The sequence below is a fragment of the Streptomyces sp. NPDC003248 genome (assembly GCF_055563235.1).
On sequence record NZ_JBVHDT010000018.1, the window covers coordinates 29,841 to 54,905 of the forward strand.

At 74.2% G+C, this 25,065-nt stretch carries 20 protein-coding genes and 1 pseudogene; 14 read left to right on the forward strand and 7 right to left on the reverse strand.

What is annotated here, in order from left to right; genetic code table 11:
* The first annotated feature begins 188 nt into the window (after positions 1–188).
* Positions 189–596 carry a pyrophosphohydrolase domain-containing protein gene (locus ACZ3KJ_RS30715; protein WP_467531758.1) on the forward strand — a complete coding sequence of 136 codons (408 nt, stop codon included), beginning with the start codon at positions 189–191 and terminating at the stop codon, positions 594–596.
* A gap of 123 nt (positions 597–719) precedes the next feature.
* On the opposite strand, the gene ACZ3KJ_RS30720 is transcribed toward ACZ3KJ_RS30715, so the two are convergent.
* On the reverse strand, positions 720–1,943 hold the full coding sequence (locus tag ACZ3KJ_RS30720) for a cation:proton antiporter (protein WP_467531759.1): 1,224 nt from the start codon (positions 1,941–1,943) through the stop codon (positions 720–722).
* A 4-nt stretch (positions 1,944–1,947) separates the two neighbouring features.
* Entirely contained in the window at positions 1,948–2,433 is a 486-nt protein-coding gene (locus ACZ3KJ_RS30725) for a cation:proton antiporter regulatory subunit (RefSeq protein ID WP_401696894.1), read from the reverse strand.
* A 261-nt stretch (positions 2,434–2,694) separates the two neighbouring features.
* Here ACZ3KJ_RS30725 and ACZ3KJ_RS30730 point away from each other — a divergent pair.
* Positions 2,695–3,639, forward strand: a pseudogene (locus ACZ3KJ_RS30730) (sensor histidine kinase); the annotation flags it as partial.
* Between the two features lie 611 nt (positions 3,640–4,250).
* Positions 4,251–4,919, forward strand: a complete 669-nt coding sequence (locus ACZ3KJ_RS30735) for a response regulator transcription factor (protein WP_467531761.1) — start codon at positions 4,251–4,253, stop codon at positions 4,917–4,919.
* A gap of 148 nt (positions 4,920–5,067) precedes the next feature.
* Here the strand turns inward: ACZ3KJ_RS30735 and ACZ3KJ_RS30740 are convergent, their stop codons facing one another.
* Positions 5,068–5,841: an IclR family transcriptional regulator gene (locus ACZ3KJ_RS30740; protein WP_467531763.1), complete on the reverse strand. Its 774-nt coding sequence runs from the start codon at positions 5,839–5,841 to the stop codon at positions 5,068–5,070.
* Positions 5,842–5,930: 89 nt separating this feature from the next.
* On the opposite strand from ACZ3KJ_RS30740, the gene ACZ3KJ_RS30745 reads away from it, so the two are divergent.
* The 4 genes from ACZ3KJ_RS30745 (at position 5,931) to ACZ3KJ_RS30760 (ending at position 10,430) form a co-directional block, all read left to right on the forward strand.
* On the forward strand, positions 5,931–7,100 hold the full coding sequence (locus tag ACZ3KJ_RS30745; RefSeq protein WP_467531764.1) for a cupin domain-containing protein: 1,170 nt from the start codon (positions 5,931–5,933) through the stop codon (positions 7,098–7,100).
* Positions 7,097–7,945 (forward strand): fumarylacetoacetate hydrolase family protein, encoded by an 849-nt coding sequence (locus ACZ3KJ_RS30750; protein WP_467531765.1) that lies wholly within the window; start codon positions 7,097–7,099, stop codon positions 7,943–7,945. Before ACZ3KJ_RS30745 ends, ACZ3KJ_RS30750 begins: the two co-directional genes overlap by 4 nt.
* Complete coding sequence (locus ACZ3KJ_RS30755) at positions 7,945–8,664, forward strand: maleylpyruvate isomerase family mycothiol-dependent enzyme (RefSeq protein WP_467531766.1); 720 nt, start codon at positions 7,945–7,947, stop codon at positions 8,662–8,664. Before ACZ3KJ_RS30750 ends, ACZ3KJ_RS30755 begins: the two co-directional genes overlap by 1 nt.
* A 401-nt stretch (positions 8,665–9,065) precedes the next feature.
* Positions 9,066–10,430, forward strand: coding sequence for an FAD-dependent oxidoreductase (locus ACZ3KJ_RS30760; protein ID WP_467531768.1), 1,365 nt, complete (start codon positions 9,066–9,068; stop codon positions 10,428–10,430).
* A 104-nt stretch (positions 10,431–10,534) separates the two neighbouring features.
* Here the strand turns inward: ACZ3KJ_RS30760 and ACZ3KJ_RS30765 are convergent, their stop codons facing one another.
* Together ACZ3KJ_RS30765 and ACZ3KJ_RS30770 are read right to left on the reverse strand one after the other, a co-directional pair.
* The gene (locus tag ACZ3KJ_RS30765) at positions 10,535–10,846 is read right to left on the reverse strand and encodes an STAS domain-containing protein (RefSeq protein WP_467531769.1); all 312 of its coding nucleotides are present in this window, start codon (positions 10,844–10,846) and stop codon (positions 10,535–10,537) included.
* Positions 10,846–15,228 (reverse strand): SpoIIE family protein phosphatase, encoded by a 4,383-nt coding sequence (locus tag ACZ3KJ_RS30770; RefSeq protein WP_467531770.1) that lies wholly within the window; start codon positions 15,226–15,228, stop codon positions 10,846–10,848. The genes ACZ3KJ_RS30765 and ACZ3KJ_RS30770 overlap by 1 nt, the downstream gene beginning before the upstream one ends.
* A 416-nt stretch (positions 15,229–15,644) precedes the next feature.
* On the opposite strand from ACZ3KJ_RS30770, the gene ACZ3KJ_RS30775 reads away from it, so the two are divergent.
* The 3 genes from ACZ3KJ_RS30775 to ACZ3KJ_RS30785 all read left to right on the forward strand — a co-directional run bounded on the left by ACZ3KJ_RS30775 (position 15,645) and on the right by ACZ3KJ_RS30785 (position 18,560).
* Positions 15,645–16,013, forward strand: a complete 369-nt coding sequence (locus tag ACZ3KJ_RS30775) for an STAS domain-containing protein (RefSeq protein ID WP_467531772.1) — start codon at positions 15,645–15,647, stop codon at positions 16,011–16,013.
* Positions 16,014–16,098: 85 nt separating this feature from the next.
* A complete protein-coding gene (gene miaB, locus ACZ3KJ_RS30780) occupies positions 16,099–17,628 on the forward strand; it encodes a tRNA (N6-isopentenyl adenosine(37)-C2)-methylthiotransferase MiaB (RefSeq protein WP_467531773.1) in 1,530 nt (509 codons plus the stop codon).
* A gap of 215 nt (positions 17,629–17,843) precedes the next feature.
* The gene (locus tag ACZ3KJ_RS30785) at positions 17,844–18,560 is read left to right on the forward strand and encodes a class III extradiol dioxygenase subunit B-like domain-containing protein (protein WP_467531774.1); all 717 of its coding nucleotides are present in this window, start codon (positions 17,844–17,846) and stop codon (positions 18,558–18,560) included.
* A gap of 331 nt (positions 18,561–18,891) precedes the next feature.
* Here the strand turns inward: ACZ3KJ_RS30785 and ACZ3KJ_RS30790 are convergent, their stop codons facing one another.
* The gene (locus ACZ3KJ_RS30790) at positions 18,892–19,161 is read right to left on the reverse strand and encodes an antitoxin (RefSeq protein WP_467531775.1); all 270 of its coding nucleotides are present in this window, start codon (positions 19,159–19,161) and stop codon (positions 18,892–18,894) included.
* A gap of 24 nt (positions 19,162–19,185) precedes the next feature.
* On the reverse strand, positions 19,186–19,518 hold the full coding sequence (locus ACZ3KJ_RS30795; RefSeq protein ID WP_467531777.1) for a hypothetical protein: 333 nt from the start codon (positions 19,516–19,518) through the stop codon (positions 19,186–19,188).
* A 182-nt stretch (positions 19,519–19,700) separates the two neighbouring features.
* On the opposite strand from ACZ3KJ_RS30795, the gene miaA reads away from it, so the two are divergent.
* From miaA to ACZ3KJ_RS30815, 4 genes are all read left to right on the forward strand, one after another.
* Positions 19,701–20,639, forward strand: coding sequence for a tRNA (adenosine(37)-N6)-dimethylallyltransferase MiaA (miaA, locus tag ACZ3KJ_RS30800; protein ID WP_467531778.1), 939 nt, complete (start codon positions 19,701–19,703; stop codon positions 20,637–20,639).
* Between the two features lie 108 nt (positions 20,640–20,747).
* Positions 20,748–21,257: a hypothetical protein gene (locus ACZ3KJ_RS30805; RefSeq protein WP_467531909.1), complete on the forward strand. Its 510-nt coding sequence runs from the start codon at positions 20,748–20,750 to the stop codon at positions 21,255–21,257.
* A 217-nt stretch (positions 21,258–21,474) separates the two neighbouring features.
* Positions 21,475–22,344 carry a diaminopimelate epimerase gene (dapF, locus tag ACZ3KJ_RS30810; protein ID WP_467531779.1) on the forward strand — a complete coding sequence of 290 codons (870 nt, stop codon included), beginning with the start codon at positions 21,475–21,477 and terminating at the stop codon, positions 22,342–22,344.
* Positions 22,345–22,644: 300 nt separating this feature from the next.
* Positions 22,645–24,990, forward strand: coding sequence for a RelA/SpoT family protein (locus ACZ3KJ_RS30815; RefSeq protein WP_467531780.1), 2,346 nt, complete (start codon positions 22,645–22,647; stop codon positions 24,988–24,990).
* The last annotated feature ends 75 nt before the right edge of the window (positions 24,991–25,065 follow it).

The following is a 25,065-nucleotide window of genomic DNA, read 5'->3' on the forward strand; positions in this document are numbered from 1 at the left end:
ATGCGCAGGGGACCGACCGGGCGGGGTCCACACGTCCCGGACCGACCTGGCAGGGGCTCACATCCGCTGGACCGGCCGGGGAGGGGATCACACTCCGGCGGTTGCCGGGGAGGGGCTCACACCCCGCCGCGGGAGGGCGGCGGACGGTCGAGGGCGGGGGTGTCGGTGGGCGTCGCTACAGTCGGTGCATGAGTTCCTCGCCCGCCGACCTGGTCCGTGAGTTCCACCGAGCCTGCGGGCTCGACGTCCGCAGTACGCCCACGGAGGTGTCGCCCCGGCTCGCCGCGCACCGCGGGGAGCTGCTCGCCGAGGAGGCCGCCGAGGTCGCCGAGGTCTCGGTGAGCGGCCCGCTGGACCGGCTGGCGCACGAGCTGGCCGACGTCGTCTACGTCGCCTACGGGACGGCCCTGGTGCACGGCATCGACCTCGACGCGGTGATAGCCGAGATCCACCGTTCCAACATGACCAAACGGGGCCCCGACGGCCGGATCGCCCGCCGTGACGACGGCAAGGTCCTCAAGGGCGAGCACTACGAGGCCCCGGACGTGTCGGCGGTGCTGCGGCGCCAGGGGTGGGTTCCGGGCGGGGCGGACTGAGGGGCGGGGGACGCGCGTACCGCCCGCCGCGCCCCCCCCGCGTTCGCAGTGCCCACTGGGGCTGCCAGGACTGCCGGGACTGCGGGGCGGGCCCGCCCGGCGTCCGGACGGGCCCGCCTGCCGTCAGTCCCCGACGCGGGATCCGGCCCCTACCTCGGCCGGCGGCCGCGCCGGGCCCGGGGGCGTGCCCCGCCGCCGGGTCCACCACGACGCCAGCGGTTCCGTGTAGCGGGCGGTGAGCGGTCCCACGACGACCAGGATCAGGACGTACGCCGTCGCCAGCGGGCCCAGCGAGGGCTCGATGCCGGCGGTGACTGCCAGCCCGGCGATGACGATCGAGAACTCGCCGCGCGCCACCAGCGCCCCGCCCGCGCGCCAGCGGCCCCGGACCGAGATCCCGGCACGCCGGGCCGCCCAGTAGCCGGTGGCGATCTTCGTCGCCGCGGTGACGACGGCCAGCGCGAGGGCCGGCAGCAGGACCGGCGGGATGCTCGCCGGATCCGTGTGCAGCCCGAAGAAGACGAAGAAGACGGCGGCGAACAGGTCGCGCAGCGGGCTGAGCAGGGTGTGCGCGCCCTCGGCGACCTCCCCGGACAGCGCGATGCCCACCAGGAAGGCGCCCACCGCCGCCGACACCTGGAGCTGCTGCGCCACGCCGGCGACCAGGATCGTCAGGCCCAGGACGACGAGCAGCAGCTTCTCCGGGTCGTCGCTCGACACGAACCGGGAGATGACCCGGCCGTAGCGCACCGCCGCGAACAGCACGAGACCCGCGACGCCCAGCGCGATCGCCAGGGTCACGCTGCCGGCCGCGAAACCGACCCCCGCGACCAGCGCGGTGACGATCGGCAGGTAGACCGCCATCGCCAGGTCCTCCAGCACGAGGACGCTCAGGATCACCGGGGTCTCCCGGTTCCCGACCCGGCCCAGGTCGCCCAGGACCTTGGCGATCACCCCGGACGACGAGATCCAGGTGACGCCGGCGAGGACCACGGCGGCCACCGGCCCCCAGCCGAGCAGCAGCGCGGCGGCCGCACCCGGCAGGGCGTTCAGGGCGCAGTCCACGAGACCGGACGGGTAGTGCGCCTTGAGGTTGGAGACCAGATCGCTCGCCGTGTACTCCAGGCCGAGCATGAGCAGCAGCAGGATGACGCCGATCTCGGCGCCGATGGCCACGAACTCCTCGCTCGCGCCGAGCGGCAGCAGGCCGCCCTCACCGAAGGCCAGACCGGCCAGCAGGTACAGGGGGATGGGCGAGAACTGGAAACGGGCCGCGAACCGGCCGAGCAGGCCGAGGCCCAGGATGATGGAACCGAACTCGATCAGCAGGACGGCGGAGGAATGCACCGGTTCACCCCCGCCCGAGTATCGCCGCGGCCGCGTCCACGCCCTCACGGGTGCCGATGACGATGAGGGTGTCGCCGCCCGCCAGCCGGAAGTCCGGCGCCGGTGACGGGATGGCCTCGGCCCGCCGCAGCACCGCCACGATCGAGGCGCCGGTCTCCGTGCGCATCCGGGTGTCGCCCAGCAGCCGCCCGTTCCAGCGCGAGGTCGCGGTCACCTCCACGCGTTCGGCGACCAGTCCCAGGTCCGTGGTGTACAGGAGGCTCGCGCTGTGGTGGGAGGGCTTGAGCGCGTCGATCAGCGCGCCCGCCTCGGAGCCGGTCAGCCGCAGGGACTGCGCGCAGGAGTCCGGGTCGTCGGCGCGGTACACGCTCACCGTCCGGTTGCCGTCGCGGTGCGCCACCACGGACAGGTGCCGTTGCTCCCGCGTCACGAGGTCGTACTGGACGCCGATCCCTGGCAGCGGGGTCGTGCGAAGACGCGGAGCAGACACGTTTCTTCTCCTTGTGGAAGTGAGGGCCGACGTCGTGGTCGACGTGGTGCCGGTGGGGTCGTGTTCCCGGGGCCGGGATCCCGTCGCGGCCGACCGCCCACGGGTGCCCGGAGCAGCCATGCTGCCATCCCCCCGTACGGTGGCGACATGGGTGTCGCGACGGATGGACAGGGTCGGTGCAGGACGGAGAGGCTGGTCACGGCGGTGCCATGGACGAGGACCCGGCGGACTGCGGGGCCCGGGAGAGGAGGATCCGCGCACGTGTCGCTGTTCTGGCGGATCTTCGCCCTCAACGCCGCCGGCCTCGTCGTGGCCACCGCGCTGCTCCTCGGGCCGATCACCGTCTCCACGCCCGTGCTGCCCGGCGAGGTGCTGGTCGTGGTGGCGGGCCTGGCCGCGCTGCTCGCCGTCAACGCGGTCGTCCTGCGCGTCGGTCTGGCCCCGCTGGGGCGGCTGGGCCGGGCCATGGCCGACGCCGACCTGCTGCACCCCGGGGCCAGGGCCGTCGTCTCCGGGCCGGTGGAGACGGCCGAACTGATCACGACCTACAACGCCATGCTCGACCGGCTGGAGGCCGAGCGCGCCACCAGCGCCGCGCGGGCCCTTTCCGCGCAGGAACGCGAGCGCCACCGCATCGCCCGGGAACTCCACGACGAGGTCGGCCAGACCCTCACCGCCGTGCTCCTCCAGCTCAAGCGTGTCGCCGACCGCGTCCCGGAGGGACTGCGCGAGGAGGTGGGCCAGGCGCAGGAGGCCACCCGCGACGGCCTCGACGAGATCCGCCGCATCGCCCGGCGCCTGCGCCCCGGCGTCCTCGACGAACTCGGGCTGACGAGCGCCCTGCGCTCCCTCGCGGCCGAGTTCACCACCCACGGGCTGACGGTCCGGCGCGACCTGCGCGGCGGCCTGCCCCCGCTGACCGAGGAGACGGAACTGGTGCTGTACCGCGTCGCCCAGGAGGCCCTCACCAACACCGCCCGGCACTCCGGCGCCGACCGCGCCGACCTCAGCCTCCGCCCGGTCGCCGGCGGTGTGGAACTCCTCGTCCGGGACAACGGCACCGGTCTCGGCCCTGCGGCCGAGGGCTCCGGCATCCGCGGCATGCGCGAACGCGCCCTGCTGGTCGGAGCCACGCTCACCCTCGCACCCGGCGCCGAGGGCGGGACGGACGTACGGCTGCGGATCGGGCGGACCGGGAGCGGGCAGGGGCCGGGGGCAGTGACCGGGGAGGGCTCAGGGACCGTGACCGGGGAGGGGCCGGGATCAACGCTCGGGGAGGGGCCGGGAGCAAGGCTCGGGGAGGGGCCGCGGACCGGCACCGAGGGGTGGCTTCCCGCCGACTCGGCCTGCGGCATCCGAGCCGTCGGCCGTGGGGTGGGCCGGTTCCGAGCCGCCGCCCTGCGCGACCGCCCCGCGGCCACACCCGGCGGCCGCCGATGACCCACGCGACACCGCCGCTCCCGTCCGCTCTGCCGCTCGCGTCCGCTCTGCCGCTCGCGTCCGCTCTGCCGCTCGCGTCCGCTCTGCCGCTCCCGTCTGCTCCGCCGGCCGCGTCCGCTCCGCCGCCTAGGTCTGCTCCGCCGCCTGCGTCTGCTCCGCAGGCCGCGGCGGCTCCTCTCGTCGCGTCGGCATCTCCGGCCCGGCCGGCTCCGCCGGTGTCTCCGGCCTCGCCCGCTCCGCCGGTGTCTCCGCCCTCGCCCGCTCCGCCGGTGTCTCCGCCCTCGCCCGCTCCTCCGCCCTCGCCCGCTCCTCCGCCCGCGCCGACTCCTCCGCCCGCGCCCGCTCCCCAAGCCGCCTCGGCACCTCGTGTCCCGCCTGTGCCTCCGGCCCCGCCGGTCCGTGTGCTGCTCGCCGACGACCACACGCTGGTGCGCCGGGGCGTGCGGCTCATCCTCGACGGTGAACCGGACCTGACGGTCGTGGCCGAGGCCGGGGACGGGGCCGAGGCCGTCGAGCGGGCCCGGGCCGGCGACATCGACCTGGCCGTCCTCGACATCGCGATGCCCCGCACCACCGGGCTCCAGGCGGCCCGGGAACTCTCCCGCCGCCTCCCCGGCCTGCGCATCCTCATCCTCACCATGTACGACAACGAGCAGTACTTCTTCGAGGCCCTCAGGGCCGGCGCCGGCGGCTACGTCCTGAAGTCGGTCGCCGACCGCGACCTCGTCGAGGCGTGCCGGGCGGTCATGCGCGACGAGCCCTTCATCTACCCGGGAGCGGAACGGGCGCTCGTACGCTCCTACCTCGAGCGGCTGCACCGGGGGGACGGCATCGAGGGGCTGCCCGAGCGGCCCATCACCGAACGCGAGGAGGAGATCCTCAAACTGGTCGCCGAGGGCCACACGTCGAAGGAGATCGGCGTGCTCCTCTTCATCAGCGCGAAGACGGTCGAGCGGCACCGCGCCAACCTCCTCCAGAAGCTGGGCATGCGCGACCGTCTCGAACTCACCCGCTACGCCATCCGGGCAGGTCTGATCGACCCCTGACGGTTCGTGCCACCAGCCCCGGAGGACCCGGAGCCCCCTCCGGGCGCCGGCATCGGCCATGTGTGGCGCTCCCGGCGGGCCACCGTCGTTCGCGAGCCCCTGGAGCGGTGACCGCCCGTCCGCCCGCGCGGCCCGTTCGGGTCTCGGGTCAGCCCGCGGCCAGGTCGTCCTCGACACCGCGGGCGGCCGCGTTCAGGGTCGCGACCAGGGACTGGAGGCGGCCCGGGTCGTAGCGCACGCCCGGCATCGACACCGACACCCCCGCCAGGGCCACCCCGTCCGTGCCGCGCACCGGTACGCCGACGGCCACCAGACCCCGTTCGGAGCGGTCCTGGTTCACCACGAACCCGCCGCGGCGCGCCCGCTCCAGGTCCGTGGCGAGCGCCGCGAGGTCGGGCCGCTCGCCGGGCCGGTCGTGGTAGCGCTCGACGGCGTACACCTCCCGGAGCTCGTCCTCGGTCAGCTCCGCGAGCAGCAGCAGACCGGCGGTCGTGCGGTGCGCGGGGAAGACCATGCCCTCGCGGGACCCCACCCGCAGCGACTGCGCGCACTCCACGCTGGCGATGAACCGGGCGGTGTCCCCGGTGCGGATCGTCAGGTTGGCGGTCTCCTCCAGCAGGCCCACCAGCCGGTGCAGATGCGGCAGGGCGACCGCGCGCAGCCGGGACACCTGCGACTGCGAGTGCGCGGCCAGCTCCAGGACGGGACCCGCCCGGTAGACCCGCTGCTCGTCCTGCACGGCGAAGTCCCGGTACACGAGCATCGCCAGCAGCCGGTGCGCGGTCGACCGGGCCACCCCGAGGCGCTCGGCGACCTGCGACACGGTCAGCCCGCCCTCCAGCTGGAGCATCGCCGCGGCCCGCAGGGCGTGGTCGACGCTGCTGATGGCGTACGGCGGCGGGTTCTTCAGCGGCTTGTCCAACGCGGCCTCCCGGTTCCGCTCGCCCCCCGCTTCGTTCTGTCCTCCAGAATCTACATGTCTTCCAGGTGAACGCGGCGCACTCTGGGCCCGTGACCGACACCTCCTTCGCACCCGACATCGCCACGGGCTCCCCCGTCCGCCTGGAAGCCGTCTCGGCGCCGGGCCAGCCCGAGGTCACCCCGGCACTGGAAGACCTGTACCGGGGCTTCGAACAGGAACTCCTCGTCCCGCTGTGGACCGAGATCGGCGACCTGATGCCCGCCCACCCGCGCTCGCGGGCCGTGCCGCACCTGTGGCGCTGGGAGCAGCTGCGCGCGCTCGCCGCCCAGGCCGGCGAGCTGGTCCCGGTGGGCCGGGGCGGCGAGCGCCGCGCCATCGCCCTGGCCAACCCGTCGCTCGGCGGCCGGCCCTTCGCCACCCCGACCCTCTGGGCCGCCATCCAGCACCTGATGCCCGGCGAGGACGCGCCCGAGCACCGGCACACCCAGCACGCCTTCCGCTTCGTCGTCGAGGGCGAGGGCGTGTGGACGGTCGTCGGCGGCGACCCGGTCGCCATGCGGCGCGGCGACTTCCTGCCGCAGGCGGGCTGGAACTGGCACGCCCACCACAACGCCACCGCCGAGCCCATGGCGTGGATCGACGGCCTGGACATCCCCTTCCAGTACGCCTCCGAGGCCCAGTTCTTCGAGTTCGGCCGCGACGAGATCAGCGACGCCGAGCGCATCACTCCCGACCGGTCGCGCGCCGAGCGCCTGTGGGGCCACCCCGGCCTGCGTCCCGTCGCCGCGGGCGAACCCACCCCCGGCTCCCCGCTGCTGGCGTACCGCTGGGAGCACACCGACCGCGCCCTGGCCGACCAGCTCGCCCTGGAGGCCGAGGGCTTCGGCGGCACCGTCGAACGCGGTCACGCCGCCGTCCGGTTCACCGACCCGTCGACCGGCGCCGACGTGCTGCCCACGATCCGCGCCGAGATGCACCGCGTCGCCCGCGGCACCGAGACCGCCCCGGCGAAGGAGACCGGCTCCTCGGTCTACCAGGTGTTCGACGGCTCCGGCACGGTCACCGTCGGCGACACCTCCTGGTCGGTCACCCGGGGCGACCTGTTCGTCGTGCCGTCCTGGCAGCCGTTCTCGGTCCGCTCCGAGGCGGGCGCCACCGACTCCGACTCCGGAGCGCTGGACCTGTTCCGCTTCAGCGACTCCCCGATCTTCGAAGCGCTGCGCCTCGACCGTACCCATGTGGAAGGAACCACCCGATGAAGCTCGCGACCATCCGTACCGAAGGCACCACCCGGGCCGTCCGGCTCGACGGTGACGTCCTGGTCGACCTCGGGGTCCCCGATGTGGGCGCACTGCTGGCCGAGGACGGCTGGGCCGAGCGCGCCGCCGCCGTCACCGCCGGGGGCGCCGCCACCTATGCCGTCGCGGACGCCGACTTCGCGCCGGTCGTGCCGGCTCCCTCCAAGGTGGTGTGCGTCGGCCTCAACTACCGCAACCACATCCAGGAGATGGGCCGCGACCTGCCCGAGCACCCCACCCTGTTCGCCAAGTTCGCCGACTGTCTGATCGGCGCGGGCGACGACATCCTGCGCCCCGAGGAGACGGAGGAGTTCGACTGGGAGGTCGAGCTCGCGGTCGTCGTCGGCAAGCAGGTGCGCCGCGCCCGGGGCGCCGAGGCCGAGGCGGCCATCGCCGGCTTCACCGTCCTGAACGACATCACCTGCCGCGATTGGCAGTTCCGCACCCGTGAGTGGCTCCAGGGCAAGATGTGGGACTCCTCCACCCCCGTCGGCCCCTACCTGGTCACCCCGGACGACCTGCCCGGCGGCGTCCGCCCCGCCCTCGACGTCAGGCTGACCGTCGACGGTGAGGTCATGCAGTCCGACAACACCGGCGACCTGCTCTTCGACCCGGTCGCGCTGGTCGAGTACGTGTCGACGGTCATCCGCCTGAACCCCGGCGACGTCATCGCCACCGGCACCCCCGGCGGCGTCGGCCACGCCCGCAAGCCCTCGCGCTACCTGCTCGGCGGCGAGACCGTCGTCACCGAGGTCGAGGGCATCGGCCGCCTGGAGAACAAGGTCGTCAAGGAGGGTGCGGTCTGATGGGCCGCCCCGCCCGCACCTTCGACGACGCCCGCGCCTGGGAACGCCTCGGCACCGAGCTGTTCCTCAGCGCCGCCGGAGTGGACGACGCCGCGATCGCCGCGCCCAGCGCGCTGCCCGGCTGGAGCCGGGGCAACGTGATCGCCCACGTCGCCGCCAACGCCGACGCCCTGGGCAACCTGGTCCACTGGGCCGCCACCGGCGAGCCGACCCCGATGTACGCCTCACCCGACGAGCGTGCCGCCGGGATCGAGAAGGGCTCCGTCCTCCCGGCCGCCGAGCTGACCGAATGGCTGCGCCGCTCCGCCGGCGAACTGGCCGCGTCCACCGCCGCCCTCGACGACGCGCAGTGGGACAACGAGGTCGTCACCGTCCAGGGCCGCACCGTCCCCGCGACCGAGCTGCCCTGGATGCGCTCGCGCGAGGTGTGCGTCCACGCGGTCGACCTCGGCACCGGCCTCTCCTTCGCCGACCTGCCGGACGGCTTCCTCGCCGCCCTCTGCGACGACGTCGTCGGCAAGCGCTCCCAGAACACCGCCGGGCCCGCCCTGCGGCTGGACGCCACCGACACCGCGGACAGCTGGGAACTGCCCGGCGAGGGCACCCCGACCGTGCTGGCCGGCCCCCTGTTCCAGGTCACGGCCTACCTCACCGGACGGGCCCACGCCCTGACCACCGCCGCCGGCGCGCCCGCGCCGGAGATCGGCCCCTGGCTCTGACCCGCCGCGTCCGGGCCGGCTCCCCGCCGGCCCCGGACGTCCGGGCCGACTCCGGCGAGGGCCACGCCGTCGCCACGCGGCCCTGTACCCGCGCGGACCGGCCGGCGATCTCCTGACGGACCGCCGGCCGGCCGTCCGGAACCCACCTGCCCACCCAGGGCCCCGGTCCGCGCCGGGCCGCCCACCCACCGCCGGTCACCCGGGGGCACCGGCCCCCGCCCGGCGACAGCCCGCCGCGCCGCGCCGCACCCGTGCACCCGCGCACCGGCGCCGGCGCCCGCGCCGTCGTACGCCTCCCCGCTCCGACGGCCCCGCCCTTCGACGCGCCCGCCGCCCGACGGGCACCGCCGAGTCGACGGCAACGCCGCCGACGACCCACGCGACTCGATCGAGGAAAGACGATGAACCCTGCCACCCCTTCCACCGGCGACCAGCCCGACGTCCTCATCGTCGGCGGCGGCATCGGCGGTCTCAGCTCCGCGTTCGCCCTCGCCCGCCAGGGGCTGCGCGTGCGCGTCCTCGAACGGGCCAAGGAGTTCGGCGAGGTCGGCGCCGGCATCCAGATCGCCCCCAACTGCACCCGCATCCTCCACGAGTACGGCCTGCTCGACGAGGCCAAGGACCTCGGGGTGCTCCCCGAGAACATGGTCATGCGCGACGCCGTCGACGCCCGCGAGCTGACCCGCCTCGACCTGCGCGACCTGGAACGCCGCTACGGGTTCCCGTACATGGTCATCCACCGCAGTGACCTGCACGGCCTTTTCCTGCGCGCCTGCCGCCGTGCCGGTGTCGAGCTGGTCACCGACAAGACGGTCACCGGCTACGAGCACACCGAGCGCGGCGCCCTGGTCCGGCTGGAGGACGGCACCAGCGAGTCCGCCCCGCTGGTCGTCGCCGCCGACGGCCTGCACTCCGTCGCCCGCCGGCAGCTCGTCGGCGACGACGTCGTCAGCTCCGACTACGTCGCCTACCGCGCCGCCGTCCCCATCGAGAAGGTGCGCGACAACGGCATCGCCGAGAAGGACGTCACCGTCTACGTCGGCCCCCGCTGCCACTTCGTGCAGTACGCCCTGCGCGGCGGCGACATGTTCAACCAGGTCGCCGTGTTCGAGTCGCCGAAGGCGCTGGCCGGCCGGGACGACTGGGGCACGCCGGACGAGCTGGACGCCGCGTTCGCCCCCACCTGCGACACCGTGCGCAAGGGCATCCCGCTGATGTGGCGCGACCGCTGGTGGCAGATGCTGGACCGCAACCCCGTCGAGACCTGGGTGCACGGCCGGATCGTGCTGCTCGGCGACGCCGCCCACCCGCCGCTCCAGTACATGGCCCAGGGCGCGATCATGGCCATCGAGGACGGCTGGGTGCTCGCCCGGCACGTCGCCCGGCTGCGCGCGGAGTCCGGCGCCGGGGCCACCGCCGTACCCGACTGGGACGCCGCCCTCGCCGCCTACGAGGCGGTCCGCGTCGAGCACTGCCGCCGCGTGGTGGAGACCGCCCGCGCCTGGGGCAAGCTGTGGCACCTCGACGGCACCGAGCGCCTCCAGCGCAACGCGATCATGGCGGAGCGCGACACCTACGACTACGGCTTCACGGACTGGGTGTACGGCCCGACCGCCCTCACCCCCGACGAGGAGCCGGCCATGTTCACGCCGATCCCGCTCGCCTCCGCCGACCTCGGCCCGGGAGCCGGCACCGCCTCCGCCGACCTCGGCACCGGGGCCGGCACCGCCTCCGCCGCCGAACCGGTCGCGGGCGGCGCCCGATGAGCGCCCCCTTCCTCCAGGCCTGAACCCGCACCCCCTTCGCCCGCTTCGACGGGTCCCTCGCCGAGGTCCGCCCCGCGGCCGCGCCGCACCGCGCCCGGCCCCGGTCACCGCGGCGGCGCGTCGTCCGGGGCCGGGCCCCGGACGGTGGTCAGCGCGGCGAGGCCCGAGAAGGTCAGGACGGGCTCCAGGAGCGGGGTGACGACGAGCACCAGGCGGTCCGCGTGCGCGAAGAGCACGCTCAGTCCGGCGCTGTCCAGGTACTCCACCGCGGTCAGGTCCAGGACGAGGGGGCCGGAGGTCGCGTCGAGGGCGTCCGCCAGGGAACCGATGTTGCTCATGTCGATCTCCCCGGCGGCCACGAGCCGGGCGGTGCCGTCCGGGTTCCGGCCGGGAGTGAGGATCAGAGGGGTGGTCATCAGGCGATCCTCATCTGCATGTCGACGGTGGTGCCGGACGGGCCGGGCGTGATGGTGACGTGCTGCATCATGGCGCGCATCAGGGAGACACCCCGGCCGCGATGGGGGTTGCGCTCGGGCCGCGGGGTCTTCCACCGGCCGCTGTCGGCGACCGTCAGACGCAGGTCGTCGCCGGAGACCTCGGCGCGCAGGCGCACCGCCTCCCCGGGGGCGTTCCGGTGGCCGTGCTCGATGGCGTTGGCACACGCCTCGCCGGCGGCGACGAGGACGTTCTGCACGGTGTTCGGCGGCAGGCCGCACTGGGCGAGCCAGCCGCGCAACGCCTTGCGGACCGGCGCGAGCTGCGACGACTCGGCCGGGAAGGTCACCTCCAGCGGCGAAGGGTGACGGTAGAGCAGCAGGGCCACGTCGTCGTCGTAGCCCCCGGCCGGCGCGAGCTGTGCCATCACCTGCGTGGCCAGTTCGTCGACGGGCACGTTGCGGCCCTGCTGCACCGCCCGGCCGGCCAGGTCGATGCCGACGTTGAGCGAACGCCGGCGGCGCTCGACGAGCCCGTCGGTGTACAGCAGCAGCGTGGCCCGCGCCGGCAGTGTGCACTCGCCTTCCGGACGCTGCCGGCCCGGACGTACGGCGAGGGGGAGGGAACGCCCGTCGTCCAGCAGCCGGACCGTGCCGTCGGGGTGGGTGAGGATGCCCGGCGGGTGCCCCGCGCTGGAGTAGGTCAGCAGCCCGGTCTCGGGGGAGAGCACGCCGCAGAAGACGGTGGTGCACATCGCGCCCGTGACGCCCGCGGCGAACTGGTCGAGCGCCATCAGCGTCCGGGAGGGGCTGGAGTACTGGAGCACGAGGGCACGGCAGGCGCTGCGCAGCTGGCCCATGACGGTCGCCGCCTCCAGACCGCGCCCGACGCAGTCGCCGACGACGATGCCGATCCGTCCGTCCGGCAGCGTGACGACGTCGTACCAGTCGCCGCCCACCTCCAGGGGCGGAGTCGCGGGCTCGTAGCGGACCGCGAAGCCGTCGGGCAGCCGCGACGGACCGAGGATGGCGCGTTGCAGGGCGATCGCGGTCTCCCGCTGCTGGTCGATCTGGTGCGCCCGCACCAGCCCCTGCGCGAGCCGTCCGGCCAGCAGCGACAGCAGCAGGTGGTCCTCCCGGGTGAAGGGCCGGTGTTCGCCCAGGTCGATCCAGAGGACCAGCGGGCCGTCGGGGTGTTCCAGCAGGACGCCGGCCCCGGTGCCCTCGGCGACGGGGGTGAGCGGGGTCCGGTCGCGCAGACCGGCCAGCGCCTCCCGCCACGCGGCCGGCAGGTCCTCCCACCGCGGCGGCGGCTCCGTCGCCGTCAGCGCCGGCACGGCCCCCTTGCCGAAGACCGCGGCCATCACACCCCGGGCCCGCCACAGCCCCTTCAGCTCCTCCAGGGCACCCGACAACGCCTGCGGCAGGCTCGACGCCAGGGACAGGGAGGTGCTCAGCGCGGCCAGCGCCGTCTCGCGCTGGACGGCGTAGTGCTCGGCGGTGACGTCCCGGAAGGTGCCGACGGTGACGCCGCGCCCGGAGTCGGGGTCGTCGACCCGGGCGAAGGTGACCGTCACCCACAGCCGGTGGCCGTCGCGGTGGCTGACCGGGACGGTGCAGGAGCCCCGGGCGCGTTCCAGCAGTCCGGCGAACGCCTCCCGGGTCCGCCGGTGCGCCTCGGGATCGGCGGCGGCGTCCGGCCACCACGGGTGGACCGACGGGTACGGCAGGCCTTCCGGGCCGTAGCCGAGGATGTCGGCGAACGCGCTGTTGATCTCCACGACGGCCCCGGCCTCGTCGCAGACGAAGAACGCCTCCTGGAGGGAGTCGACGAGCGCGGTCCGCCAGCGGGCGTGGTGGGTGCGCAGCCGCGCCAGTTCCACGTTGGCCCGCACCCGCGCGAGGAGCTCCGCGGCGGCGAACGGCTTGACCAGGTAGTCGTCCGCGCCCGCCCGCAGGCCCTCGATCGACGCCTCCTGCCCGGCCCGGGCCGACAGCAGCAGCACCGGCACGGAGGCCGTGCGCGGATCGGCGCGCAGCCTGCCCACCAGCCCCAGGCCGTCCAGAACCGGCATCATCACGTCGCTGACGACGAGATCGGGGGCGTCGCGGCGGACGGACCGGAACGCCTCGAGACCGTCGGCGACGGCGGTGACGTCGTAGCCCGCCCCGGTGAGCATCCGCGTCAGGTACTCGCGCATGTCCGCGTTGTCGTCGGCGACGAGCACCCGGGCCGGGCCCCCCGGCGCCGCGGCCCGCGGCGCGCCGGCACTTCCCCCGGCCTCCGCCGCCGCGCCGCCGGCCGGCCCGCCGGAGTGAGTGCCGGAGCCGTCTCCGGGCAGCCAGCGCAACGCCTCCTGCACGTACGGAGCGGCGGTACCGGTATCAGTGGCACCGGAGCCGGCGGTACCGGAATCGGTGGCACCGGAGCCGGCGGCACCGGAGCCGGCGGTACCGGAGCCGGCGGTACCCGAGTCGACGGTTCCGGACTCGATGGCTCCGGAGTTACTGGTTCCGGAGTCGATAGTCCCGGAGTCGATAGTCCCCGAGTCGATGGTCCCGGACTCGATGGTCCCGAAGCCGATCGCACCGCCCGTCTCCGGCACCACCGACTCGGCCGGCAGATGGGCGCTGCCGTACGGCAGCCGGATGGTGAAGCGGGTGCCCGCGCCCTCGGTGCTCTCGGCGGTGATGGTGCCGCCGTGCAGACCCACCAGCTCCTGCACCAGGGCCAGCCCGATGCCACTGCCCTCGCCGGAACGGGACCGGGCGTTCTCGATGCGGTGGAACCGCTCGAACAGCCGGGGCATCTCCGCCTCCGGCACCCCCGTGCCGCTGTCGGCCACGGTGACCACGGCGTGCGCGCCCTCACCCCGCACACCGACCCGTATCCCGCCCTCGAAGGTGAACTTCAGGGCGTTGCTGAGCAGGTTGAGGACCACCTTCTCCCACATGCCGCGGTCGAGGTACACCGGCTCGGCCGGCGACCGGCAGTCGACGTCGTAGTCCAGCCCAGCCCTCTCGACCGCCGAGCGGAAGACGCTGGCCAGCTCGGCCGTCACCTCGGCCAGGTCCACCGGCTCGTACCGGGCCTGCATCCGGCCGGCCTCTATGCGGGAGAAGTCCAGCAGCGTGTTGACCAGCTTGCCCAGCCGCAGCCCGTTGCGGTGGACGACGTCGAGTTCCTGCCGCACCGGCCCGTCGGCCGCCTCGGTGAGCCGCCCGCGCAGCTCCTCGACCGGCCCCATGATCAGCGTGAGCGGGGTGCGGAACTCATGGCTGATGTTGGAGAAGAAGGCGGTCTTCGCCCGGTCCAGCTCGGCCAGTTCCTCCGCCCGCCGCTGCTGTGCCTCGTAGCTGCGGGCGCTGCCGATGCCGGACGCGATGTGACCGGCGGTCAGTTCGACGAAGCTGCGGTAGCCCGCGTCCAGTTCGCGGTAGCGGTTGAGCGCCGCCACCAGGAAGCCGTAGGGCGTGCCGCCCTGCTGGATCAGCGGCACCACGAGCGCTTGGACGGGCGGTTCGGGCCAGTCCCCGCGGGGCAGGCCGGCGAACGCGTCACCGGCGAGCGGCACCAGTCTCGTCCCGCTCTCGGCCAGGGCCGCGACCGGCCACACCGCGTCCGGGGCGTCGACGGCGAAGACCGCCGGCGCGGCCGGGTGGCCGGCCGGGACACCGGCCGCGCCGGCGAGCCGGGCGGACCCCTCCTCGAAGAGATAGGTCAGGGTGAAGGGCAGGTCCCGCCGGTTGCGGGCCAGTTGCCGGTCCACGAAGGCCAGCACCTCCTGCTCGGTGCGGATGACGCTCGGGTCCGACCCCAGGTCGCGCAGCGTGGCCATCCGTCGCTCGCCGATCACCCGTTCGGTGTCCTCGCTGACCACGCACAGCATGCCGACCACGTCACCGGCGTCGTCCCACAGCGGACTGTAGGAGAACGTGTGGTAGGTCTCCTCCGGGTAGCCGGACCGCTCCAGGAACAGCAGCAGCCCCTCGTCCCAGGTGGCCTCGCCCGTGCCGAGCACCGAGTCGATGCGCGGGCCGATGTCGTCCCAGATCTCCGCCCACACCTCGTTCGCCGGACGTCCCAGCGCCCACGGGTACTTGCTGCCCAGCGTGTCGCGCCGGTAGGCGGCGTTGCAGAAGAACGTCAGCCGCTCGCCCCAGGCCATCCACATCGGGAACCGGGAGGAGAGCAGGATGCTCACCGCGGTCCGCAGGCTCTGCTGCCACCCGGCGGGCGGGCCGAGCGGAGTCGCCGCCCAGTCCACCCGGGCGAGGTCCGCGCCGACCTCCCGGTCGGCCGCGAACACATCGCCTCCGGCCGCCGTCGGCGGCCTGGGCCCAGCGTCGTCCGAACGTGCCACGCGACACCCTCCCGTCCTGCCGGTCCACCTCCGGCACCCTCGCCGTACCGACCGCGCGGGGACCCCGACCGCGCCCGCCCCCGGCCGGCACGCGACGGACCGCCGCACCTCCGCGTCCCGCCACCGACGGAGGGCCGCCCCGCCCCTCCGCCCGGCCGACGGCTCCTCGCTCCGGCCCGGGCCCGCACCGTCACCGTGACCCCGGACGCCGTGCTGCCCGAGATGTCGGCGAGGCTCTGTGCGGGCTGTTGACGACCGATAGAGTATTCCAGCCGGTCGGGGAAACCCGGTGCGCGTCAGGGGGGACGACCGATCCGCAGGGACGGGGGACACACGGTCCCCGGACCGTGCGCCGGAGCCCCGGCCACGACCCGCCCCCCGGCGTACCCCATCGCGGCGGCCGGGCAGGAGACAGGGTGACTGAGGAAGAGGGCCCGCTGGCTGTGGAGATCGTTCCGCGGCCCGGCTCCGCGGGGCCGGTGGTGCTGCGCGTCACCGGTGATCTGGACCACTACACGGGCCCCGGCCTGCGCCGGGCCGTGGACGAGGCGCTGCGCGACCCGGGCACCGGCGTCGTCGCCGATCTGTCGGGCCTGGACTACTGCGACTCCACCGGGCTGACCGAGATCATCAGGGCCTTCCACCGCGCCGAGGCGGCGGGCACGGCCTTCTCGGTCGCGGCGCTGACCCCCGCCCTGGACCGGCTCTTCCGCATCGCGGGACTCGACGAGCTGTTCCCCCTCCACCCGGCCGTCCAGGACGCCGTCGACGCCCTGAGCGGCTGAACGCCCGGCCGGCCGCCGAAGGGGGCCCCGCAGGGGTACCCGGCTCGGCAGCGGGCCCGCTCCCCGGAACGCCTACCCTTGAGCCATGACCAGCAGCAGCGACCGGAGCCCGGCAGTGGACGTTCCCGCACCCAAGAGCTACGAGATCCGCACCTACGGGTGCCAGATGAACGTCCACGACTCCGAGCGGTTGTCCGGGCTGCTGGAGGAGGCCGGCTACGTCCGCGCCCCCGAGGGCTCGGACGGCGACGCGGACGTCGTCGTCTTCAACACCTGCGCCGTCCGCGAGAACGCCGACAACCGGCTGTACGGCAACCTCGGCCGGCTGGCGCCGAAGAAGGCGGGCCGGCCGGGCATGCAGATCGCGGTCGGCGGCTGCCTCGCGCAGAAGGACCGCGACACCATCGTGAAGAAGGCGCCCTGGGTGGACGTCGTCTTCGGCACGCACAACATCGGCAAGCTGCCGGTCCTGCTGGAACGCGCGCGCGTGCAGGAGGAGGCGCAGGTCGAGATCGCCGAGTCGCTGGAGGCGTTCCCCTCGACCCTGCCGACCCGCCGCGAGAGCGCGTACGCCGCCTGGGTCTCGATCTCCGTCGGCTGCAACAACACCTGCACCTTCTGCATCGTGCCGGCGCTGCGCGGCAAGGAGAAGGACCGCCGCCCCGGCGACATCCTCGCCGAGGTCGATGCCCTGGTCGCCGAGGGCGTCTCCGAGATCACCCTCCTCGGCCAGAACGTCAACGCCTACGGCTCCGACATCGGCGACCGCGAGGCCTTCAGCAAGCTGCTGCGCGCCTGCGGGACCATCGACGGCCTGGAGCGCGTCCGCTTCACCTCCCCGCACCCGCGCGACTTCACCGACGACGTGATCGCCGCGATGGCCGAGACGCCCAACGTGATGCCGCAGCTCCACATGCCGCTCCAGTCCGGCTCGGACACCGTCCTGAAGGCGATGCGCCGCTCCTACCGCCAGGAGCGCTACCTCGGGATCATCGAGAAGGTCCGTGCCGCCATCCCGCACGCGGCGATCACCACCGACATCATCGTGGGCTTCCCCGGCGAGACCGAGGAGGACTTCGAGCAGACCCTGCACGTCGTGCGCGAGGCCCGCTTCTCGCAGGCGTTCACCTTCCAGTACTCCAAGCGTCCCGGCACCCCCGCCGCGACCATGGAGAACCAGATCCCCAAGGCGGTCGTCCAGGCGCGCTACGAGCGTCTCGTCGCCCTCCAGGAGGAGATCTCCTGGGAGGAGAACAAGAAGCAGGTCGGCCGCACCCTGGAGCTGATGGTCGCCGAGGGCGAGGGCCGCAAGGACGGCGCCACCCACCGCCTCTCCGGGCGGGCCCCCGACAACCGCCTGGTCCACTTCACCAAGCCGGAGCAGGAGGTGCGCCCCGGCGACGTGGTCACCGTCGAGGTCACCTACGCCGCCCCGCACCACCTCCTCGCCGAGGGCGCCGTCCTCGGAGTGCGCCGCACCCGCGCGGGGGACGCCTGGGAGAAGCGCACCGCGGAGAAGGCGGCCAAGCCGGCGGGCGTCATGCTCGGCCTGCCCCGGATCGGCGCCCCGGCCCCGCTCCCGGTGGCCACCGGCACCGGCTGCGGCTGCGACTGACGGACCCCGCCCGCCCGGAGCACGGAGACGGCACGGCACGGAGGCCGCTCGGGCCGGCGGACGCGTGGCCGGACGCGACGGCGGACGCGTCGTGCGACCGGCCGGCCGACGTACGTCCGTAAGTCCGTAAGTCCGTAAGTCCGTAGGTCCATACGTCCGTACGTCCGGACGTGCTGACCGCGGGGTGACGACGGGCGGGGACTACGCTGCCGGTCATGCTTGTCGCCGCCGCAGTCTGCCCCTGCCCGCCACTGCTCGTGCCCGAGGTCGCCGCGGGTGCCGCACCCGAACTGGACGCCGCGCGCGCCGCCTGCTCCGACGCCCTCGGCGTGCTCGCCGCGGCACGGCCGGACCGGCTCCTGGTCGTCGGACCCGCCGACGAGTCGGGGCGGGGCACCTACCCGGAGGGCACCCGCGGCTCGTTCCGGGGATACGGCGTGGATCTCGCCGTACGGCTGGGACGCGGCAGCGGGGAGGGCGTGGCCGAGCGCGAGCTGCCGCCCTCCCTCGCCGTCGGCGCCTGGCTGCTGGCGCGGCACGGGTGGCCGAAGAGCCCCGTCGAGGCACTCGGCGTCGCACCGCAGCTCGCACCCGAACGGTGCGCCGCGACCGGCCGGGAGATCGGCGCCCACCCGGGGCGGACCGCGCTGCTGGTGCTGGGCGACGCCAGCGCGTGCCGCACGCTGAAGGCGCCGGGCTATCTCGACGAACGCGCGGCGCCCTTCGACGCGGAGGCCGCGCGGGCCCTCGGCGCCGCGGACCTCCCGGCGCTCATGGCGCTCGACGCGGGACTGGCGCGCGAGCTGAAGGCCGCGGGCCGGGCCCCCTGGCAGGTGCTCGCGGGCGCGGCCGAGAGCGCGGGCCTCACGGGCACGCTGCTGTACGAGGACGCGCCGTACGGCGTCGGCTACGTGGTCGCGGCCTGGTCGTGACGTCCCTGGACGACCGCTTCCGGGTGGCCGTCCACTGGGCGGCGTGCCTGTCGGTCGTTTCCGGACGGTCGTTTCCGGATGGTCGTTTCCGGATGGTCGTGTCTGTCGGTCGTTTCCGGACGGACGGACGGACGGACGGTCGGACGGCGGACGGCGGACGGCCGCGTGCGTCGTCGCTCCGCGGCCGTCCGCCGGTCTGTCCGCCGATCTCGCTGTACTGCTGCTGTATTGCCGTGTTGCTGCTGTGCTGCTGTGCTGCTGTGCAGCTGTGCTGCTGCGTTGCTGTACTGCTTGTTCTTGACGTGGACCTGTTTTCGCCGTGGACCGCTGCTCAGGAGGACGGCGGGGGCGTCTTCGGCGGTGTGGACGTGTCGCCGCCCGCCCCCGGCTCGTGCCGGTGCGCGAGCCGGTCCATGGCGCCCTTGGCCTTGTCGGTGCCCGTGTGGATCCTGTCGCTGTACTTGCCCTTGGTCCTGTCGTCGACGGCCTTGGCGGCCTTGTCGATCCCGTGCTGGATCCTGTCCCCGTGCTGGTGCGCGAGGCCGGAGACCTTCCCCTTGGCCGGAGCGAGCTTGGTCTTCAGATGGTTCAAGAGACCCATGGGTCACCTTCCCTGGCGGGTCTGTTACCTGCGGGCGCCCTCGCCGGCCTCGCTGCCGACGGCCTCCTCGGAGGACTGCTGCCGGGGGATCTCGACGCCGTCGGCGGCCGGGCTCTCGTCGGCCGACGCCACCGTCTCCCCGGCGTCACCGGCCCCGGTGGAGTCCCGCCCCGGCGCGTCCCCCGTGGTCGGCGCCGCTTCCGCGTCCTCCGCCGGCGTGCCGTCCGACGTCCCGGCGGTGATCTTCGCCTCCCGCGCGGTCACCTCCTCCGTGACCGTCGCCTTCGCCGCCGTCTCCTCCGTAGCCGTCTCCTCCGTGGTCTTCGACCTCCGGAAAAGCCGCGCCAAAACGCCCATATCCACTCCATACGGTACTCGTGCGGGCGAAATCCCGCGTTGCCCGGTGCGTCCGTTTGCGCCGCCGGGATGTGCCGCCCCGTGAACGGGCGACGGGAATCTCGCAACGGGCAACGACACCGCGGCGGCCCCGTCACGTAACTCGTTCGGGAGCCGGGTGAGAGGTTTGCGAAACTGGTGCCGTGAGCAGCGCACCCCTCGCCCCCCGCGTCATCGCCGTCGTCGGACCGACCGCGGCCGGAAAGTCCGATCTGGGCGTCTTCCTGGCCCGGCACCTCGGCGGCGAGGTCGTCAACGCCGACTCCATGCAGCTCTACCGAGGGATGGACATCGGCACCGCCAAGCTGACGCCAGAGGAACGCGGCGGCATCCCGCACCACCTCCTGGACATCTGGGACGTCACGGTCACCGCCTCCGTCGCCGAGTACCAGAGACTGGCCCGCACCCGGATCGACGCACTGCTCGCCGAGGGCCGCTGGCCGATCCTGGTCGGCGGCTCCGGGCTGTACGTCCGCGGCGCCGTCGACAACCTGGAGTTCCCCGGTACCGACCCCGAGGTCCGCGCCCGTCTGGAGGAGGAGCTGACCCTGCGCGGCTCCGGCGCCCTGCACGCCCGGCTGGCCGCCGCCGACCCCGAGGCGGCGCAGGCGATCCTGCCCAGCAACGGCCGCCGTATCGTGCGCGCCCTCGAAGTGATCGAAATCACCGGCAAGCCCTTCACCGCCAACCTCCCGGGCCATGACTCCGTCTACGACACCGTTCAGATCGGCGTCGACGTGGCGCGCCCCGAGCTCGACGACCGCATCACCCGCCGCGTGGACCGGATGTGGGACGCGGGTCTCGTGGACGAGGTGCGCGCACTGGAGGCGCAAGGCCTGCGCGAGGGGCGTACGGCCTCGCGCGCGCTGGGCTACCAGCAGGTCCTCGCCGCACTCGCCGGTGAGTGCACCCAGGACGAGGCGCGCGCGGAGACCGTCCGTGCCACCAAGCGCTTCGCGCGCCGTCAGGATTCATGGTTCAGGCGCGACCCGCGGGTGCACTGGTTGAGTGGGGCCGCGGCGGACCTCGCGGAACTTCCGCGGCTCGCGTTGGCGTTGGTCGAACGACCGGTTACAGCCTGATCACGTCATGGCATCGGGACGCTCAGGCCGTCATCCGGGCCTCCGGCCCCGTGCCATCATCGAGCTTCGATCGACCAAGTGGAGTCCGAGTTGGGAGGGCGCGTGGCGATGGAGGCCGGCCCTCGCGACACCGCACAAGGCACCGAGCACCTCACCCCCGAACGGGGTGAACCGGAGCCGGAGGAAGGACGTCTGAGCCCGGACGGGCCGGACGCCGACGACACGCAGGACGGCGTGACCGCCGACGGGCCCGAACCCGAGGAGATGTTCGCCGGCGGCCCCGAGGTCGAGGTCGAGCTGCGGCCCCAGCGCCGGCTGCGGATATGGCACCTCGCCCCCATCGTGGGCCTGGCCGCCACGGGCTCCCTGATGTTCGCGTTCCCCCTCGCCTTCGACTTCGGCGACAGCGGTGCCGTGATCGCCATGCTGGGGCTGCTGATCTGCTCCTGTGCGGCAGGCTGGGGCATGATGGCCGCCCGCCGCGTCGGACACACCTGGCCCGGCCTGCCCCAGCGCGGCTCCGGCCGCCGCCCCGACTGGCGGGTCGTCCTCGCGTACGTCCTGCTCGTGGCCGCGGTCGTGGTCCTGGCCGTGTGGCGGGTCGCCCGGCTCCGCTAGGTCCGACAGGGCCTGGGCGCCGCGGTTCCCCGCACCGCGCGGACCGCACGCCTGCACGCGCGCGTGCACGGCCGGGTTCCCGCGTGCACGGCCGGGTTCCCGCGTGCATGGCCGGGTTCCCCGCGTGCACGGCCGGGTTCCCGTGTGCACGGCCGGGTTCCCCGGGTGCCGCTCCGACGCGGGCCGCGGTGTCGGAGCCACCCCGTACGATCGAGGGATGAGCACGCGGATCGCCTTCCTCAAGGGTCACGGCACGGAGAACGACTTCGTGATCGTTCCCGACCCCGAGAACGCCATCGACCTCCCCCCGGCCGCCGTCGCCGCCCTGTGCGACCGGCGCGCGGGCATCGGCGGCGACGGGCTGCTGCACGTCGTGCGGTCCGCCGCCCACCCCGAGGCGAAGGACATGGCGGGCGAGGCGGAGTGGTTCATGGACTACCGCAACGGCGACGGCTCCGTCGCCGAGATGTGCGGCAACGGCGTCCGCGTCTTCGCGCGCTACCTCCAGCACGCCGGACTCGCCACCGAGGGCGACCTCACGGTCGCCACGCGCGCGGGCGTGCGGACGGTGCACCTCGCCAAGGACGGGGACGTCACCGTCGGCATGGGACGGGCCCGCCTGCCCGAGGGGGACGTCACGGTGACCGTCGGCGAGCGCACCTGGCCCGCCCGGAACGTGAACATGGGCAACCCGCACGCCGTCGCCTTCGTCGACGATCTCGCGCACGCCGGCGACCTGCTCGCCCCGCCGCCCTTCAGCCCCGCCTCCGCCTACCCCGACGGCGTCAACGTCGAGTTCGTCGTCGACCGCGGCCCGCGGCACGTGGCGCTGCGCGTGCACGAGCGCGGATCCGGCGAGACCCGCTCGTGCGGCACGGGCGCGTGCGCCGTCGCCGTGGCGACCGCGCGCCGGGACGGCGCCGACCCGGCCGCCACCGGCACACCGGCCACGTACACGGTGGACGTCCCCGGCGGCCGCCTCGTCATCACCGAGCGCCCCGACGGGGAGATCGAGATGACCGGCCCGGCGGTCATCGTCGCCGAAGGCGCGATCGACCCGGAGTGGCTGGAAACCGCCGCCCGCTGACGGGTGCGCCGACTTGGCATCGGAGGCCGACACGGCCCGGTGGCGCACAGGAGTGCCGCCGGGACCGGGGTCGTGTCTTCGACTTCGCGACCTGCCGCAGGTCAGGCGGCGCAAAACCGTAAACCTCCTGACGGTCGCTCGAATGGGTGATCCGTTTCACGCTCGGGGAGAGGCGGTCGGTCGGGCGTGGTGGGCTCGGTAGCATCAAGCACCGGCCCGGACGGGAGACCGTTGCCAGGCCCCTGAGCCGTGTCCGCCCCGGGGCACTCCGTCCGCCGGTCCACGCAGCCGGAGGTGCCCATGAGTGCGGAGGCCACGAACCCCGCGACCCCAGGCCCGGTGGTGCCTGTCGCTTCCCGCAGGCGCAGTCGCCCCCGGATCGACCTGCGGCGGCTGGGCCGGGCCGCGTTGCTCGGCCCCGCCTCGCGCGGCCGGCTGCCCGACGCGATCGGCCATGTCGTCGAGGCGCACCGGGCCCACCACCCCGACGCCGACCTGGACCCGCTGCGCCGCGCCTACGTGCTCGCCGAGTCCTCGCACCGCGGCCAGATGCGCAAGAGCGGCGAGCCGTACATCACGCACCCCCTCGCCGTGACCCTCATCCTCGCCGAACTGGGCGCCGAGACCACGACGTTGACGGCCTCCCTGCTGCACGACACCGTCGAGGACACCGATGTGACGCTCGAGCAGGTCCGCGAGGAGTTCGGCGAGGAGGTGCGCTACCTCGTCGACGGCGTGACGAAGCTGGAGAAGGTCGACTACGGCGCCGCCGCCGAGCCCGAGACCTTCCGCAAGATGCTCGTCGCCACCGGCAACGACGTCCGCGTGATGTCGATCAAACTGGCCGACCGGCTGCACAACATGCGCACCCTCGGCGTGATGCGCCCCGAGAAACAGGCCCGCATCGCCAAGGTCACCCGCGACGTCCTCATCCCGCTCGCCGAACGCCTCGGAGTCCAGGCCCTCAAGACCGAGTTGGAGGACCTCGTCTTCGCGATCCTCCACCCCGAGGAGTACGCGCACACGCGTGAGCTGATCGCCGAGAACGCCACCCGCGCCGACGACCCGCTGGCCGAGTTCGCCGACGCGATGCGCGGCGTGCTGCGCGAGGCCGACATCCAGGCCGACGTGCTCATCCGGCCCCGGCACTTCGTCTCCGTCCACCGCGTCTCCCGCAAACGCGGCCGGCTGCGCGGCTGCGACTTCGGCCGCCTGCTCGTCCTCGTCAACGAGGACGCCGACTGTTACGCGGTCCTCGGCGAACTGCACACCTGTATGACGCCGGTGGTCTCGGAGTTCAAGGACTTCATCGCCGTCCCCAAGTTCAACCTGTACCAGTCGCTGCACACCGCCGTCGCCCGCGCGGACGGCCAGGTCGTCGAAGTCCTCATCCGCACCCACCAGATGCACAAGGCCGCCGAGGCCGGTGTCGTCGCACTCGGCAACCCCTACGCCGCCCCCGCGGAGGAACAGAACCTCTCGGGCGACGGCGAACGGGTCGACCCCACCCGGCCCGGCTGGCTCTCCCGCCTCCTGGACTGGCAGGAAGCCGCCCCCGACCCGGACACCTTCTGGTCGACCCTGCGCGAGGACCTCGCCCAGGACCGCGAGATCACCGTCTTCCGTCCCGACGGCGGCACCCTCGGCCTCCCCGAGGGCGCCACCTGCGTGGACGCCGCGTACGCGCAGTACGGCGAGGACGCCCACGCCTGCATCGGCGCCCGCGTCAACGGCCGCCTCGCGACCCTGAGCACCGTGCTGCGGGACGGAGACACCGTCCAGCTCCTCATGGGCCAGGACCCGGCCTCCGAGCCCTCCAGGGAGTGGCTGGAGCACGCCCACACCCCGGCCGCCCGCATCGCCATCCAACGGTGGCTGGCCACGCATCCCGCGCCCGACGACGCGGCGGAGGAGCCCGACGGCGCATCCGGCGGCGGATCTGACGGCGGATCCGGCGGACGGCCCCGGCCCGGCGGACGGCCCCGTCCCGGTGGGCATGGCAGCCACCCCGGCGGGCACGGCAGTCACCCCGGCGGGCACGGTGGGCATGGCAGGCACGGCGGGTTCGGCGGGGACGGCGGGTTCGGCGGCGCCGCCGGGGGAGGCACGACCGCCGGGGCGACGGGCGTGGGGGGAGCCGTCGAGGGCGTCTCCGCGCGACCTGCCTCCGAGGGGCCGGTCTCCCGGCCCGGCGACGCGATCACCGCCGTGGATCGGCCCCGGGCGAGCGTCCGGCTCGCCGGCTGCTGTACCCCCGTGCCCTCCGACGAGGTGACCGGTTTCGCCGTGCGCGGGGGAGCGGTGACCGTGCACCGTGTGGAGTGCGCCGCAGTGGCGCGTATGACGAACGCGGGGCGCGCGCGGGTCGACGTGCGCTGGGGAGACACCACCGAGTGCCGGGTCACCCTGGTCGCTGAATCGTTCGGCCGCCCCCATCTGCTCGCCGACCTCACCGAGGCGATGGCGCTGGAGGGCGCGGAGATCGTCTCCGCGACCGTCGAACCCCCGAGCCAGCAACGCGTACGCCACACCTACACGCTCCAGCTCCCCGACGCGGCCCACCTGCCCGCTCTGATGCGCGCCATGCGGAACGTGCCCGGCGTGTACGACGTGACCCGGGCACAGCACCACGCACCGGCCCCCTGAGACGTGCCCCGCCCGGCCGCCGACCCCGCGCGCCCCAGCCCGGCCGGCGAGGCGGCCGGTCGGGGAGGCAGCCGC